Genomic DNA, 15045 nt, shown 5'->3' with positions numbered 1-15045 from the left:
CACTGGCGCTGAGCGCGTCCGCCTCCGGTCCGGTGTGGACACGGCCTTCTTCATCGCAGCAACTCCCAGGGCTCGATCGTCTTCCGCACCTGGTTGCCGCGGCCGCCGGAAAGGTTTCCGTCCGCGCGAAAATTTCTAGTGCGAGTCCTCGCCGGGTGAGGGCTTGAGGACCCGGATCAGGCCTTCCTGCACCACCGTCGCGACGAGTTTCCCGTCCTGCGTGAAGAACTGCCCGGTGGCCAGCCCGCGGTTGCCTGAGGCCGACGGTGAAGCGGTGTCGTACAACAACCACTCGTCGGCCCGGAACGGCCGGTGGAACCACATGGCGTGGTCCAGAGACGCCCCGAGAACCTTGTCCAGGCCCCAATAGACGCCCTGCTTCGCCAGCACACCGTCCAAAAGGGTCATGTCCGAGGCGTAGGTCATGATGCAGATGTGCAGCATCGGATCGTCCGGCAGCTTGCCGTCCGCCTTCATCCACACCCGTGACGCGGCCTCGCCTGGACCGTCCTCACGCGACTCCCACGGCGGCTCGGTGACGTACCGCACGTCGATGGGGCGCGGGAACTTGGACGTGTGCAGGCCGTAGCCCTCGGCCTGTTCGCTCCACGTGGGCAACGACTCCGGGTCCGGCACCTCCGGCATGCCCGCGGCGTGCTCGACGCCCTGCTCCTCCAGCTGGAACGAGGCGGACAGGGCGAAGATCGCCTTGCCGTGCTGCACGGCGACGACGCGGCGGGTGGTGAACGAGCGGCCGTCGCGGATGCGGTCCACCTCGTACACGATCGGCACGCGCGGGTCGCCGGGCCGGATGAAGTACGAGTGCAGCGAGTGCACCCGCCGTTCGACTGGCACGGTCCGGCCGGCGGCGACCAGCGCCTGACCCGCGACCTGCCCGCCGAAGACGCGCACAGGCGACTCGGCGGGCGACACGCCTCGGAAGATGTTCTCCTCGATGCGTTCCAGGTCGAGCAACGCGACCAGGTCGTCCACTGCGGATTGTCCGCTCAAGCCCGACGGGCTCATCGCAGCGGCACGGGCGGCCTCAGTCACGATCAGACACTCCTACGCGTGGTCGTCCTCCCCCAGCCGGTGCACCCGGATGAGGTTCGTCGACCCAATGGTGCCAGGAGGCGATCCGGCGACGACCACCATGAGGTCACCGGCCTGGTAACGGCCGATCTCGATCATGGCCACGTCGACCTGGCGGACCATCTCGTCGGTGGACTCCACCTTCGGCACCAGGAACGTCTCGGTGCCCCACGTCAGCGACAGCTGCTGACGCACGGCCGGCTCCGGCGTGAAGGCCAGCAGCGGCAGGTGCGTGTGCAGACGGGCCAGCCGCCGCACGGTGTCACCGGACTGCGTGAAGGCGACCAGGGCCTTGGCGTTGAGGCGCTCGCCGATGTCGCGGGCCGCGTAGGAGATCACGCCGCGCTTGGTGCGCGGGACGTGGGTCAGCGGCGGCACGATGACCGACTCGGTCTCGACGGCCTCGATGATGCGGCCCATGGTCTGCACGGACTCGATGGCGTAGCGGCCGACCGAGGTCTCGCCGGACAGCATCAGGGCGTCCGCGCCGTCGAGCACCGCGTTCGCGACGTCGGACGTCTCGGCGCGGGTCGGGCGGGAGTTGGTGATCATCGAGTCGAGCATCTGGGTCGCGACGATGACCGGCTTCGCGTTCTCGCGGGCGATCTGGATCGCTCGCTTCTGCACCAGCGGCACGTGCTCCAGCGGCAGCTCCACGCCCAGGTCACCGCGGGCGACCATGACGCCGTCGAAGGCGAGCACGATGGCCTCGAGGTTGTCCACGGCCTCCGGCTTCTCGATCTTCGCGATCACCGGGAGGCGGCGGCTGCCCGCACGGTCCATGACCTGGTGGACCAGGTCGATGTCCGCGGGCGAACGCACGAACGACAGAGCGATGAAGTCCACGCCCAGCGAGAGCGCGAACTCGAGGTCCTCGATGTCCTTCTCGGACAGCGCGGGCACGGAGACGTCCATGCCAGGCAGCGAAAGGCCCTTGTTGTTGCTGACAGGTCCACCCTCGGTGACCTCGCACACGACGTCGGAACCTTCGACGTCGATGACCACGAGGCCGACCTTGCCGTCGTCCACGAGCAGGCGGTCGCCGACCTTGGCGTCCTTCGCGAGCTCCTTGTACGTCGTCGACACGCGGTCATGCGTGCCCTCGACGTCCTCGACGGTGACGCGGACCACGTCGCCGGTGTTCCAGTCGACCGGACCCGCGGCGAACCGGCCGAGGCGGATCTTGGGGCCCTGGAGGTCGGCGAGGATGCCCACGGCGCGGCCGGACTCGTCGGCTGCCGCGCGAACCATGTCGTAGACCTGCTTGTGGTCGGCATGGCTGCCGTGGCTGAAGTTCATCCTGGCCACGTCCATACCGGCCGCTACCAGGTCGCGGACCTTGTCCGGCGTGCCAGTGGCGGGACCGAGCGTACAGACGATCTTTGCGCGTCGACTCACGTCAGTAGAGAGTAGTCCTCCTTCCTGGACCGATCCCGAACTACCACTCAGTAATGTTCTGACCATGGGTCGAGTACTCCCTTTTGTGATCGCGGCGTTGCTCAGCGTCGTCGTGTTGTTCACCCCGGAGTCAGGTGTGCCGACCGCACCGCCCGGCACGGACAAGGTGATTCACACGCTGCTGTTCGCGCTGCTCGCGTTCACCGGCCTGTACGCGAAGATTTCGCGCGTTTTGCCAATGCTGGTCGTCTACGCGGGCGTCTCGGAGGTTCTCCAGCAACTCATCACGCCCCTGCACCGCAGCGGGGACGTGCTGGACGCGCTGGTGGACGTTCTCGGCATCGGCCTCGGCTGGTTCGTGTTCGCCAGGATCGGAACAAAACTCGGCAACCGGCGCACGGACTCCCCGTAGGCCTCCCATAGTGGCGGCATGCGCACGCTGCTCGCGTTGGCCCTGCTCACCGGCCTGGCCGACCCGCAACCCGCCACCACCGCGGCCATCACGATCACGAACAACGGCGACCGGCCCTGTGCGGTCGCCGCGCTGCCCGACGGCGCGGTCCGCGTCAGCGCGGGCAAGCGGGACGGCGTCGCGCTCACCCCGCTCACCACGTCGATCCGGTACATCGACGACCTCGGCACGATGATCGCGCGGGACGCCGAGCAGCTCGCTCCCGGCGCCCAGAGGACGATCAGGCTCGACCTGGTCGACCGGGCACTGCTGTCGGTGCGCATGACGCCCGAGCCCACCGCGGACCGCTGGGCCGTCGACGTGCCGGGCGACTACGAGTTCGCCCTCGCCTACCAGTTCCCGGACGTGCCCGGTGCGCCGCGGAACGCCTGCGCCGGCGCCGAGCAGACCGTCCGCTTCACCGTCGCGGCCCCGGCCGGCCAGCAGCGGTGGTGGTGGATCGGCGGTGGCGCGCTCCTCGGTGTGCTGCTGCTGGCCCTGGTCATCGCACTGCTGGCCCGGCGCAACCGGACCGCGGCCGCGTTCGTGCTGGCCGCGGTGGTGCTCGCGGCGCTGGTGAGTCCGGCGCCACCCGCACACGCCCAGGAAGCCACCGTCGACGGGTGCCTGGACCTGGCCCTGAAGACAGGCGACGCCGGCCTGAAGGAGGTCGTCGACTACTACCGGGCCCACAAGGGCGACATCAAGATCAAGGACTTCCGGGACATCAAGGACCCCCTGTACGACTCGACCCTGCCGGACACCCCTGACCACCTCTACACACCCGGCAAGCCGACCGGCTCGACCATCCGCTGGGACCCGCGGCAGACGTCCAAGGCGCTGTCCGGCGGCGCGATGCGGGACAACTGCTCGTCGCTCCTGCACGAACTGTTCCACGCGAAGGAGTACCTGACCGGCGAGGCGAAGGGATCGAAGGCGATCTGCGGCCCCGACGCGGCCCCGCTCGAAGTGGACGAGGTCAAGGCCACCCACCTGGAGAACAAGTTCCGGACCACGTTGCCGAAGAACTCCGCCGGGCAGCCCCCGACCAGGCCGACCTACGACAACAAGCCGCTGCCGAGCCAGAAGAGCTGCGACGAGACCACCCGTCTCAAACCCGAGCGACCGCGGAAACCGGAGCAGAAGAACGAGGAGCAGCCCGAGAAGGACTGCGAGGAGTGCGCGGGCAGCGACGGCGACCCGCACCTCTACACGTTCGACCGGAGGTTCTACTCGTTCCAGGCGGCCGGCGAGTTCGTGCTGGTCAAGGGCGACGGCATGGAGATCCAGGTGCGGCAGCAGCCGTTCGAGGACTCCACCACGGTCAGCGTGAACACCGCGGTCGCGGTGAGCGCGGCCGGGCAGAAGCAGATGATCCGCGGCGCCGGCAAGGTCGCCTGGCCCGACGGCTCGGCGCTGTGGGTGACCCCGATCGGCGCGTACGGCCTGCGGGTCCAGGTCCTGCTGTCCGACGCCCGCAAGGGCAAGGTCAGCGGCCTGCTCGGCAACTACGACGGCGACAAGGACAACGACGTCGACGACGACGTGTACGGGGCGTTCGCGGACCGGTGGCGGGTCAAGGACTCGCTGTTCGACTACGAGCCGGGCAAGAACACCGACTCGTACACCGACCGCCGCTTCCCCTCCAGGCAGACCAGCCTCGCGGACGTGCCGGAACGCGACCAGGCCGAGCAGACGTGCCGCGCGGCGGGCGTGACGCAACAGCCCTTCCTGGACGCGTGCGTGCTCGACGTCGGGCTCACCGGCAAGGCCGACTTCGCGACCAGTGCCGCCGCCACCCAGCTGGCGTTGCGCAAGCCGGTCCCGCCCGCGGACACGAAGCAGGACCTGCGGGTCTCCGCGCCGTTCGACCGGCAGGTCACAGCGGCCGCCACCGACTGCTTCGCCGACGGCGACCAGCTCACCCTGCTGTTCTACGAGAGCGACCTGGAGCTGTCGGTCACCCTCACCAAGGACTTCAGGGGTCCCGGCGAGTACGCGCTCGGCAGCATCCTGTCCAACAGCGGCATCGTGACGCTGACCTCGCGCAACACCGGCTACCTCGGCTCCTCGTCAGCGGACGCGGGCAAGCTGACCATGTCCGCCGACGGCAGGAGCGGCACGATCGACCTCGCCGTGACCGACCACGCGGCGGCACCGGTGCGGGTCACCGGGTCGTGGGCGTGCAAGGAGGTCAGGGCTGGCTGACCCCGACGTGGTCCTCGCACCACGCGTTGAAGTCCTTGAGCTGCCGCCACGACTTGCGCACCCGGTCGAGGCACCCCGGCTCGTGCAGCACGTCGTCCGGCTCCCAGACCTTGCGCACCCAGATCGACCGGTGCCTGAGCAGATCGAGGTGCGGGTGGTCGTCGGCGAACCCGCGCGGCTTCGACTTCATCACGTCGCCGTGCAGGCCCCAGCCCTGCTTGAGCAGCTTGTCGATGATCTTGCGCAACAGCACGCCGTGCGCGTCGACCGCGGCGCGGTAGCGAGCCAGCTGGTCAGGGGCCATGTGGTACGAGCCACCGCCGGTCACCAGGCCCTCGGAGCTGATCTGCGTGTAGTACGCGCCGCCGCCACGACCCTTTTCGACGACGCCACCGCAGTGCGTCTTGTACGGCGTCTTGTCCTTGGCGAACCGCACGTCGCGATACGGCCGGAACACCTTGCCCGGCCCGAACTCCTTCTCCAGGTCGGCGAGCAACGCCTCCATCGGCGCCTTCACGTCGCGCAGGTAGGTCTCCTTGTTGTCGTCCCAGTACGCCTTCGAGTTGTCCAGTTCGAGGCCGTCGTAGAAGTCGATGGCGTACTCGCCGAACCCGCTGAACGTCACCGGGACAGCCTAGGCTGATCGCCCATGCGCGTGAAATTCGTTTGAGCGCACACAATCAAGGCCATAATCAGATGAATGGCCCGCCGTATCAACGCGCTCGCGACCTGGCTTCACCAACTCGAGCCGAACGAGGTGGCCGCGATACTCGTGCACCGCCGCGATGTGGCGGACCGCTTCATCCGGACACTGAAGGACCTCGCGACGCAGCTCACCGACTCCGACTCGGTGCACGCCGTGGAGGACACGCTGGACCAGGGCGCGCTCGACGTGCTCGGCGCGATCGTGGCGCAGGGCAACGCGGGGACGATCGACACGGTCTGCACCGAGCTGGGGTGTTCGATCGGCGACTTCGAACGGGCCTTCGGGCAGCTCAAGGAACGGGCGCTGGCGTGGCCCGCCGGACCGAAGCTCATCGCGGTGAACTCGGTGCGGACGAACGGCGCGGCGCGTGGCCAGTTGACGCCGAGGCCGAAGACGCCGTCGCGGCGCAAAGCGTCGGCGATCTCACCGATCGTGGCCGCCATGTCCACTGTGGACGGCGTGGCACGGCTGCTGGCGCACTGCGAGCAGGACAGCTTCGACGCCCGCTACACCGGTGGCGTGGCGACGGTGGAGATCCGGCGGGTGGCGCGGGCTCTCCGGGTCGCGGACGGCGTGCTGCGACTGTGGCTCGAACTCGCGGCGGAGGCCCAGCTGGTCGGGGTCGAACGCGCGCGACTGCTGCCGACGAAGCAGTCCGACGACTGGCTCGACTCGCAGCCGGGTGTGCGGCTCGCGGCGCTGGTCAAGGCGTGGCGGCGGATGGACTGGCGGCCGGAACCGGACCAGGCGCGGGCGGCGTTGCGCGACTACACCGGTGCGGCCGGTCTCGCGCTCAGGCGCACGACGCTGGAGCGGTTCTCGGCCGAACAGGCCTTCGTGGACACGAGCGAACTGGTCGCCGACCTCGTGTGGTCGCGGCCGGCGGTGCACGACGAGCGGGCGACGGCGGCGGTGATCAGCGAGATGGAGTCGCTGGGCATGGTGGCCGGCGGCGCGCTCACGCCGTTAGGTGTGGCGGTGCTGGAGGACGGCGACATCGACGGGGCCGCCACCGACCTGATGCCCCGGGCCGCGGAGAAGGCCGCGTTCCAGACGGACATGACCGCGGTGGTGAACGGACTGCCGTCGCCTTCTTTGAGCGCGACGTTGAACCTGGTGGCGGACCTGGAGGACAACGACGCCGCACGGGTGTGGCGCCTGTCCGCCGGATCGGTGCGGCGCGCGTTGGACACCGGACTGTCCGCCGACGAGGTGCTCTGGCAGCTCGCCGCGGTGTCCGAGGCACCGCTGCCGCAGGTCATCGAGTACCAGGTGCAGGACGTGGCGCGACGGCACGGGCACCTGACGGTCAGCGAGGTGACGAGCTGCGTGCGGGCCGAGGATCCGGCGTTGCTGCAGGAGATCGTCAAGACGAAGCGACTGGCGTCGTTGCAGCTGCGGTTCCTGGCGCCGACCGTGCTGGCCTCCGCGCGGCCGATGACGGAGACGCTGGCGGCACTGCGCCGCGCCGGGTACGCGCCGACCGGGGTGGACGCGGGCGACAAGTCCATTGTGGAGCGGGTGGAACGGCGGCGGGCGTCGGCGCGGGGCGAGCGCCGGCCGGACAAGTGGTGGCGGACCGAGCTGGACGACCTGGAGCTGACCCAGCTCGCGATCAAGCTGGTGGAGCAGGAACGGCCGACCGTCGGCCGGGGCACGCCGCGGGCCAGCGCGGCACGGATGCTGCGCGACCAGAACGTCTTCCTGCGCGACGACGAGGTCATGCTCCTGGCGTCGGCGCTGGTCTCCGGCGATCACGTCGAGATCGGGTACGCGAGCGGTCCGCGCAAGATCGACACCTACGTGATCGTCCCGACCAAGCATCTCGAGGGCGTGCTGACCGCGGAGTGCGAGGACGGCTCGACCCGCGAGTTCGACATCGGGCACGTTCGCAAGGTCGTCATCCCGGCATGAACAGCTGGTCAACCACCCGCGATCCGCATCACCACTTGATGTCGGACAGGCTGTCCAGCGGCTTGCGCTCCGACTCGTCGAGCAGCTGGACGGCGGCCGTGTCCGCCGCGTGCAGCTCGGCCGGGAAGGTGAAGTTCACGCGCTTCTCCAGCTCGGCCAACGACACCTGGAACACGCGGAACTCGTCCAGGTCGAGTGCCTCGGCCAGGACGAGGTTCTGCGTGAGCAGGAACGCGCTGCAGCGCAGCTCGCCGTCCACCACGAAGGCGATCGCCTTGTAGAACTCACGCGGGATCGCGACGCTGCGGAACACCCTGTCGTCGGCGTTGAAGACGGGCCCGCCGTAGACGCTGACCTTGAGGTTGTCGACGTCGACGTCCGCGAGCACCGCGTCCTCGAGCCGGCCCCAGAGCCCTTCCTTCGTGCTCTGGTTGAAGTCGTCCATCTGCGGCGTGATGTTCGTGAAGAAGAACGAGTCCTTGTTCGCCTTCTGCGCCTCGGCCTTCGGGCCCCAGCACAGGTCGGCACGGCGCGCGAGGTGGCCGCGGTCGAGCCTGTTGTCGCGGTAGAGCTCGTCTCCCGTCTGGAACTGTGCCGGCAGCCTCGGGTCCTTGATGAACGGGATGTTGCTGCGGCTCAAGGCCTTCATCTCGCCGCCGTCGATGTTCCACGCGACCCAGATCGCGAACTTGCGCGACTTGCTCAACGCGAGCGAGAAGTGCGTGTAGTCGATCGTGGTCGAGCCGTCGAGCTCGGCCGCGTCGTCGGCCCCTGACTCGGTCAGCACCGGGATCCCGGCGGCGGTGCCGAGGAACTTCGCGTCAAAACCTGCGCTGGTCATGTGTCGCCCCCCTACTGGTTCATCTGCAGGGTCGACACATCTCACGGAGGCGTTAGCCGGATACACCCGAACGGCCCAGTGTTCATCAGCTCTTCTTGACGAGTTTGCCGTCCGGGGCGATCGCGAACCACTCGTCGTCGACGCCCTGACCGTTCAGATCGCCGGCCACCTGGTCTCCCACGTAGTAGTACAGCGGCCACTTTCCGTACACGGCCTGCGAGCTCTCGTCGATCTGCGAGACCAGGTTCATGTCCGCACCGTCCTTGGCATCCACTTTGGACTGTGCGGTGAGCGCGGGCCACACGGCGATGCAGTCGGCGTCACACGCGCTGGACTTGTTCTCATCCTTGATGAATGCGTAGAGCGTCCGTCCCGTTTGGTCGACCAGGATCGCGCCGAGGTCGGACTGCGCGATCTTCACTTCGGCCTTCGTCGGTACCTCCTGCCGCGAAGTTGCTTGCGGTGCCTCGTTTCCGCAGGCGACGAGGCCCGCGACCAGTGCCGGCAGCAGCAGAATTCCCATACGTGCGCGCATCTTCGTCTCCAAAGTGGTCGTCCTGTTCCCGCCGTCGACACGTAACGAGACGTCGTTCGGTTCACCAACGAACTTGTTGAACCGAATCTGATCGGCATCCGTGTCGGTGGCGTCGGGTCCGCCAGACCCCCCGACTCCCACAGCGGAGCCTTGGAGTACACATCTCATGTCTGTCAACAAAACTGTCGCTGCCGCATGCCTTCTCGGCGCCATGGCGGCACTGGGTGTCGTGACACCCGCGTCCGCGACCGAAGCCGGTGATCACGGTGAGCACGGCGGTCAGACCCCGGCGCCGACCGCCCCGGCGCCCGCACCGGTGAAGGGCAAGCCGATGTTCTTCTCCGCCGACCTGGACGGCAAGCAGGAGGTCCCGACCCCCGGCGGCCCCGCCGTCGGTGACGCGGACGGCTCGGCGAAGGCGCTCGTCGAGGTTCGCGGCGACCGCGTGACGTTCGCGGTCGAGTGGAAGAAGACGGCCCAGCTCACCCTCGGCCACATCCACCAGGGCGTGGCCGGCCAGAACGGCCCGGTGAAGGTCAACCTCTTCACCACCCCGATGCCGGAGACGCTGTCCGCGGCCGCCGGCCAGACCGTGATCGACCCGAAGCTCGCCGACGACATCCGCGCGAACCCGGCCGGCTTCTACGTGAACCTGCACAGCACCGACCGGCCCGGCGGCGCCGTCCGCGCCCAGCTCAAGCCGCTCGGCAGGAACGTCAACCCGCTGGACATCGTCAAGGGCGGCAAGATCCGCGCATTCTCCAACGGCCGCAACGAGGTGCCGGTGCAGGACGGCCCGAAGGTCGGCGACCCGGACGGCCAGGCCGTCACGTTCGTGCAGCCGTCCGGCAGCGGCGTCGACTTCTCGCTGGCGTGGGTGAACATCGACGCGCCGACGCTGGGCCACGTCCACCAGGGCGCCAAGGGTGTCAACGGTCCGGTGAAGATCACGTTCTTCGGCACGGCCGTCCCGAACGGCATCTTCGCGGTGTCCGGCACGGCCGGCGCTGACAAGGCGACGCTGGACGCGCTGAAGAAGTCGCCGAGGGACTTCTACTCGAACCTGCACACGGGACCGTTCCCCGGCGGCGCGGTGCGCGGCCAGTTCCACTAGTAGGTTGTCGCGGCTTAGTTGTGCTCCTGGTTGTGGATGAAGGGACCCTTCATCCACCTCAGGTCGATGAAGGGTCCCTTCATCCACGGGGCAAGCGCCAGCACTAAGCCGCGACGCGGCACTAGGGACCACCTGAACAGGCGCCGCGGCCGCGACCCCCACGGCCGCGGCGCCGCTTCCCTATCTCCCGACCAGCTCGACGGTCCGGCCGGCGCGGCGCGACTCGTCCACCCACTGGTCGATGGCCTGCCCGCAGGCCTGGTCGAGGTGCCGGACTCCGCTCAGATCCATCCGGACGTGCTCCCGGTCGACCCGGTCCAGCGCGTCCAGCAGCCGCGGCAGCCGCAGGAAGGTCGCGTTGCCCTTGAGAACGACTCCTTCCGGCGTCTCGACCACCGACAGCCGCGACACGTCCCAGGCCGTCTTCACCACGGCGGTCAGCAGGCCGACCACCGTGCCGGTCAGCAGGTCGGTGGCCACGATCAGCCCGGCGGTCAGGACCAGGACGAAACCCTCCGCCCTGTCCGTGCGCCACAACCTGGCCACCTCGCGCAGGCCGAGCAGCTTCCACCCCGCGTGCACCAGCACGGCGGCCAGCACCGCGACCGGGATCAACGTCAGCAATCCCGGCAGCAGCACCACGAACAGCAACAGCCAGACACCGTGCAACACCCGCGAAGCCCGAGTGCGCGCGCCGGCCGTCACGTTGGCCGCGCTGCGCACGATCACCGCCGTCATCGGCAAAGCGCCGAGCAGACCGCAGATGGTGTTGCCCACGCCCTGCGCCACGAGTTCGCGGTTGTAGCGCGTGCGCGGGCCGTCGTGCATGCGGTCGACGGCGGCGGCACTGAACATGCTCTCCGCCGACGCGACCAATGCGAACACGATCGCCGTGCCGATGACTCCGGTGTCCAGCAACGAAAAGTCCGGCAGGTGGACGTCGGCCGACAGCGTGCCGACCGAAATCCGGTCAACCGGCAAGACGAACACCGCGGCCAGCGCCGTGCACACGACCACACCGACCAGCACGCCCGGCACCACGCGCAGCGGAGTTCGTTGCCACAACAGCATGATCACGACGGTGAGCAGACCGAGCGCCAACGCGACCGGCGACACCACCAAATGCTTGAGCTGACCGAACACCAGCACCAACCCGATGCCGGCCAGCATGCCCTGCACCACGGACGGCGAGATCGCCCGGAACCACCGCCCGCACCTGGCTAAGCCCAGCAGCACCTGCAACAGCCCGGCGCCCAGGACGATCACGCCCAGTGCCTGGATCCCGTGCTTGCCCACGGCATCCGCCACCAGCACCGTCAGCCCCGCGGCCGGACCGCTCACCTGCATCGTGCTGCCCGGCAGGAGGCCGACGACGATGCCGCCGACCACGCCGGTCACGATCCCGAGCTCGGCCGGCACCCCGGACGCCACCGCCACGCCCACGCACAGCGGCAGCGCCACGAGGAAGACCACGACCGATGCGCCGAGATCGGTCCAGTACCTCTTCATCACGTCGAAACCCTTACAGCGGAAGGAAAGCGTGCTCGGCACACGCGGAGACCTCACCGGTCTCGATGTCGTAGAACCAGCCGTGCGCGCGCAACCTGCCTTCCGCCACGCGCTGAGCGACGAACGGGTAGTCCAGCAGGACCTGCAGCTGCGCCCGGACGTGCTCCTGTCCTTCCGCACGCATGGCCGGATCGGACGGCTTGCCCGGTGGCTTGGGCCGCAGCCAGCCGCGCATCGCGGGCAGGTGGTCGATGCCGCCGCCGTTCAACGCGCCCACCGCACCGCAGTGGGAATGGCCGCAGACGACGATCTCGCTGATCCCGAGCTGCAGCACCGCGAACTCGATCGTCGCCATCTCGCTGGACGGCGCCGCCAGCGAATACGGCGGGATGACGTTTCCGGCCGTGCGGAGTTCGAACAACGAACCCGGCTGGGCACCGGTGATCTGAGCCGTCACGATGCGCGAGTCTGCGCACGTGATGAACATCGTGGTGGGCTGCTGACCAGCCGCAAGCCGTTGTCCTGCCGCACGGGAACGCGACTTGGCGTGTGCGCGGGCATGCTGAACAAAGCGATGGAAGTCCATGGGAGTCCCTCACTGCCAAAGGAAAAGTGTTCGGTTGATCGGGGTAGTGGGGACCGCGATCAGTTGCGGAACACCTGCAGTGCAGGGGGTGTGCGCCAAACCGCTATCGGTTCGGCGTTCGAAACCAGCACGGGGCTCGGTGCGACAGGTGGCTCGAAGACCGTCACGAACGACGGCCTGACCACTGTGGACACCCGCTCGACGGACGTCACGAGCCCGCGCAGCCGGCTCGTCTCACGCTCCTCGCGGGGCGCTTCCTCCTTGGGCACGGAAGTCTTGGACTTCGGCGGCGGCGCCCCGATCGACACGGGCGTGACAGCCGGCGTCAGCACGGCGCACAGGGCGACCACGACAGCCAGCAAGACGCTGCGCATGCTCACCCCCCAACCGAGTTGATCTACGACTATCAGTTTCGCCCGAACTGGACATGCGGCGCGATATGCGGAACTCGGTTCGCCCGTATCCAGCACAAGGTTCACCCGAAAGAATTTCCAGTCTCACGGAGATGTACGTATGCAACGAGTGACCCTCGTGCGTTGGAGATGTGCCAAAAGAGGACAACCGGTCGCCGTCCCCTGCGTGCTTTGCACAACCGGTGACCGACTGTCGGAGGAGGCCGTCGTGGCGAGGGTTTTCATCAGCCACGCGACGCCGGACGTGGCGATCGCGACACTGATCCGTGATTGGGTCGGCAACGACCACGAGACTTTCCTGGAAGTTCATCCCGAGGACGGAATCCAGGTCGGCGAGGCCTGGCGGGAGCGCCTGCACGACGAGCTGCGCAAGGCGGACGCCGTGGTCTGCGTCGTCAGCGAGGCGTCGATCGCGTCGAGCTGGTGCACGGCCGAGGTCGCCATCGCGGACGCGTTGGGCTGCCTGCTGCTCCCCGTGCAGATCGAGGGCGTCATCCACCCGTTGATCAGGCACCTGAACCACATCCCGCACACCACCGCACGCCTGCACCTGGAGAAGGCGCTGCGGCAGTTCGACGCGGGTGGCCGCAAGCTCGCGAAGGACCAGGAACCGTTCCCCGGCCTGGACGCCTTCACCACGTCACTGAGCGCCGTGTTCTTCGGCCGTGACCAGGAAACCCGCGCACTGGCCCGCAAGGTGCGCCGCGGCCCCGGCCTGCTCACCGTCGTCGGACCGTCGGGCTGCGGCAAGTCGTCGCTCGTCAGGGCCGGTCTGCTGGCCCAGCTCGCGGACGACCCGCGCTGGCTCGTCATGCCGCCGTGGCTGCCCGGCAACGACCCGCTGGACGCACTGTCCCGCGCGGTCCGCAGGACCGCCGAACGCGCCGGGCACGACTGGTCGTTGCAGGAGGCGCGGGACCGGCTCGTGCTCGACGGGCTGCACGGCGTCGCGCAGGAGCTCGTCGACGAGGACCGCAGGCTGCTGATCACCATCGACCAGGCGGAGGAACTCTTCACGCGGGCAGGCGAGAAGGACTGCCAGGTGGTGGCGAACCTGCTCAGGGAGGGCCTCGGCGACAGGGTGCGGGTGATCGCGACGCTGCGCTCGGAGTTCCTCGACGACCTGCGGACGTTGCCCGAACTGGCCGGCGTGCACATCGGCAGCTACGTGCTGGCGCCGCTCGCCCGCGAGGTGCTGAACGTCGTGATCACCGGCCCGGCGAAGGTGGCCGGTCTCAAGGTCCACCCGGAGCTCGTCGCGCAGCTCGTCGAGGACACCGCGAGCGGGGAAGCGTTGCCACTGCTGGCGTTCACCTTGCAACACCTGGCGATGAACGTGCCTCGCGGCGGCACGTTGTCCAGCGAACGCTACGAGCACCTCGGCGGCGTGCACGGCGCGCTCGCCCGGCACGCCGACGACGTGCTCGACAGCGCGATCTCGGAAACCGGTCTGGGCAAGGAGGAACTGCTCTCCCGGCTCGCGACGCTGGCCGCGCTCGACCACACCGGCAGGCCGACCCGCAAACGCGTCGACCTGGCCCAGCTGGACGAGACCGCGCAGAAGGCGCTGGAGGTGTTCGTCCGGCACCGCCTGCTCACCGCGAACGGCGACAAGCAGGGCCGCTGGATCGGCGTGGCGCACGAGGCGTTGTTCACGGCGTGGCGACCGTTGCAAAGCGCCATCGACGAGCGCCAGATCGGCCTGCGCGCGGCCCAGTCGGTCGAGCTGGACGCCTCGCAGTGGATCGAGGGCGAGACCGCGGACCACCTGCTGCTCAACGAGGAGACGTTCGCCGTGATCGAACCGCTGGTGTCCGACGACGACCTCTCCCCGGACGCCCGCCGCTACCTCACCACCAGCCGCGCGCGAATCCGTGCGCTGCAAGAACAACGTCGTCGCGACCGCCGGCGCACGGTCAGCTGGCTGGCGGTGTTCCTCGTCGCCGCCGTCGGCGCGGCAGGACTCGCCGCGGTCGAATGGCACAAGGCCAGCGTCGAACGTGACGCAGCGCGCGCACTCGTCGCGCAAGCACAGGTAACGCGCCATTCCTCGCCACAGCTCGCATTACGTCTCGGTATAGCCGCATACGCACTGGCGTCGAGCTCGGGCACCGACCTGGCCGATACGGATGCCGTCGCACGCGCCTGCGCGGCCGCCGGCGGTGGCCTCAGCCGCGTCGAGTGGCAGCAGTACCTTCCCGCCGTGGCTTACCGCGACACCTGCATCCGTTAGCACGAAAGGCGAACGCCCCGGTCGACGTCGTTGTCGGCCGGGGCG

13 protein-coding genes are annotated in these 15045 nt (G+C 68.7%); 5 read left to right on the top strand and 8 right to left on the bottom strand.

Features of this window, described 5'->3' with window-relative positions:
• Positions 1–135: 135 nt before the first annotated feature.
• Positions 136–1053, bottom strand: coding sequence for an acyl-CoA thioesterase II (gene tesB / locus B0F77_RS31950; protein WP_425435752.1), 918 nt, complete (start codon positions 1051–1053; stop codon positions 136–138).
• A gap of 12 nt (positions 1054–1065) precedes the next feature.
• Positions 1066–2490 carry a pyruvate kinase gene (pyk, locus tag B0F77_RS31945; RefSeq protein ID WP_086666722.1) on the bottom strand — a complete coding sequence of 475 codons (1425 nt, stop codon included), beginning with the start codon at positions 2488–2490 and terminating at the stop codon, positions 1066–1068.
• 64 nt (positions 2491–2554) lie between these two features.
• Between pyk and B0F77_RS31940 the strand changes: the two genes are divergently transcribed.
• Both B0F77_RS31940 and B0F77_RS31935 read left to right on the top strand, forming a co-directional pair.
• Positions 2555–2902 carry a VanZ family protein gene (locus B0F77_RS31940; protein ID WP_086666721.1) on the top strand — a complete coding sequence of 116 codons (348 nt, stop codon included), beginning with the start codon at positions 2555–2557 and terminating at the stop codon, positions 2900–2902.
• 18 nt (positions 2903–2920) lie between these two features.
• The gene (locus tag B0F77_RS31935) at positions 2921–5149 is read left to right on the top strand and encodes a M91 family zinc metallopeptidase (protein ID WP_086666720.1); all 2229 of its coding nucleotides are present in this window, start codon (positions 2921–2923) and stop codon (positions 5147–5149) included.
• On the opposite strand, the gene B0F77_RS31930 is transcribed toward B0F77_RS31935, so the two are convergent.
• Positions 5136–5774: a DUF2461 domain-containing protein gene (locus B0F77_RS31930; RefSeq protein ID WP_086666719.1), complete on the bottom strand. Its 639-nt coding sequence runs from the start codon at positions 5772–5774 to the stop codon at positions 5136–5138. The genes B0F77_RS31935 and B0F77_RS31930 overlap by 14 nt on opposite strands.
• A 75-nt stretch (positions 5775–5849) precedes the next feature.
• Here B0F77_RS31930 and B0F77_RS31925 point away from each other — a divergent pair, with 75 nt between their 5' ends.
• The gene (locus B0F77_RS31925) at positions 5850–7769 is read left to right on the top strand and encodes a helicase-associated domain-containing protein (RefSeq protein ID WP_086666718.1); all 1920 of its coding nucleotides are present in this window, start codon (positions 5850–5852) and stop codon (positions 7767–7769) included.
• A gap of 28 nt (positions 7770–7797) precedes the next feature.
• Here the strand turns inward: B0F77_RS31925 and B0F77_RS31920 are convergent, their stop codons facing one another.
• Both B0F77_RS31920 and B0F77_RS31910 read right to left on the bottom strand, forming a co-directional pair.
• Entirely contained in the window at positions 7798–8610 is an 813-nt protein-coding gene (locus B0F77_RS31920) for a DNA/RNA non-specific endonuclease (protein WP_086666717.1), read from the bottom strand.
• An 85-nt stretch (positions 8611–8695) separates the two neighbouring features.
• Positions 8696–9145, bottom strand: coding sequence for a COG4315 family predicted lipoprotein (locus B0F77_RS31910; protein WP_158102872.1), 450 nt, complete (start codon positions 9143–9145; stop codon positions 8696–8698).
• 166 nt (positions 9146–9311) lie between these two features.
• Between B0F77_RS31910 and B0F77_RS31905 the strand changes: the two genes are divergently transcribed.
• On the top strand, positions 9312–10259 hold the full coding sequence (locus tag B0F77_RS31905) for a CHRD domain-containing protein (RefSeq protein ID WP_086666716.1): 948 nt from the start codon (positions 9312–9314) through the stop codon (positions 10257–10259).
• Positions 10260–10439: 180 nt separating this feature from the next.
• On the opposite strand, the gene B0F77_RS31900 is transcribed toward B0F77_RS31905, so the two are convergent.
• From B0F77_RS31900 to B0F77_RS31890, 3 genes are all read right to left on the bottom strand, one after another.
• On the bottom strand, positions 10440–11768 hold the full coding sequence (locus tag B0F77_RS31900; protein ID WP_086666739.1) for a SulP family inorganic anion transporter: 1329 nt from the start codon (positions 11766–11768) through the stop codon (positions 10440–10442).
• Between the two features lie 13 nt (positions 11769–11781).
• Entirely contained in the window at positions 11782–12255 is a 474-nt protein-coding gene (locus B0F77_RS31895) for a carbonic anhydrase (protein WP_281252567.1), read from the bottom strand.
• 158 nt (positions 12256–12413) lie between these two features.
• Entirely contained in the window at positions 12414–12728 is a 315-nt protein-coding gene (locus tag B0F77_RS31890; RefSeq protein ID WP_143466993.1) for a hypothetical protein, read from the bottom strand.
• A 247-nt stretch (positions 12729–12975) separates the two neighbouring features.
• Here B0F77_RS31890 and B0F77_RS31885 point away from each other — a divergent pair, with 247 nt between their 5' ends.
• Positions 12976–15000 carry a toll/interleukin-1 receptor domain-containing protein gene (locus tag B0F77_RS31885; RefSeq protein WP_158102871.1) on the top strand — a complete coding sequence of 675 codons (2025 nt, stop codon included), beginning with the start codon at positions 12976–12978 and terminating at the stop codon, positions 14998–15000.
• Positions 15001–15045: the final 45 nt, after the last annotated feature.

The organism is Lentzea kentuckyensis (assembly GCF_002150765.1).
In the GTDB taxonomy this organism is placed as follows: domain Bacteria; phylum Actinomycetota; class Actinomycetes; order Mycobacteriales; family Pseudonocardiaceae; genus Lentzea; species Lentzea kentuckyensis.
The sequence above is the reverse complement of the archived record's forward strand: the minus strand, read 5'-3'. Positions and strand labels throughout refer to the sequence as shown.

Excerpts from the sequence above, each read along its gene's own strand:
- B0F77_RS31940 (WP_086666721.1), top strand. The coding sequence starts at position 2,555 with ATGGGTCGAGTACTCCCTTTTGTGATCGCGGCGTTGCTCAGCGTCGTC.
- B0F77_RS31935 (WP_086666720.1), top strand. The coding sequence starts at position 2,921 with ATGCGCACGCTGCTCGCGTTGGCCCTGCTCACCGGCCTGGCCGACCCG.
- B0F77_RS31925 (WP_086666718.1), top strand. The coding sequence starts at position 5,850 with ATGGCCCGCCGTATCAACGCGCTCGCGACCTGGCTTCACCAACTCGAG.
- B0F77_RS31920 (WP_086666717.1), bottom strand. The coding sequence starts at position 8,610 with ATGACCAGCGCAGGTTTTGACGCGAAGTTCCTCGGCACCGCCGCCGGG.
- B0F77_RS31910 (WP_158102872.1), bottom strand. The coding sequence starts at position 9,145 with ATGCGCGCACGTATGGGAATTCTGCTGCTGCCGGCACTGGTCGCGGGC.
- B0F77_RS31905 (WP_086666716.1), top strand. The coding sequence starts at position 9,312 with ATGTCTGTCAACAAAACTGTCGCTGCCGCATGCCTTCTCGGCGCCATG.
- B0F77_RS31900 (WP_086666739.1), bottom strand. The coding sequence starts at position 11,768 with ATGAAGAGGTACTGGACCGATCTCGGCGCATCGGTCGTGGTCTTCCTC.
- B0F77_RS31895 (WP_281252567.1), bottom strand. The coding sequence starts at position 12,255 with ATGTTCATCACGTGCGCAGACTCGCGCATCGTGACGGCTCAGATCACC.
- B0F77_RS31890 (WP_143466993.1), bottom strand. The coding sequence starts at position 12,728 with ATGCGCAGCGTCTTGCTGGCTGTCGTGGTCGCCCTGTGCGCCGTGCTG.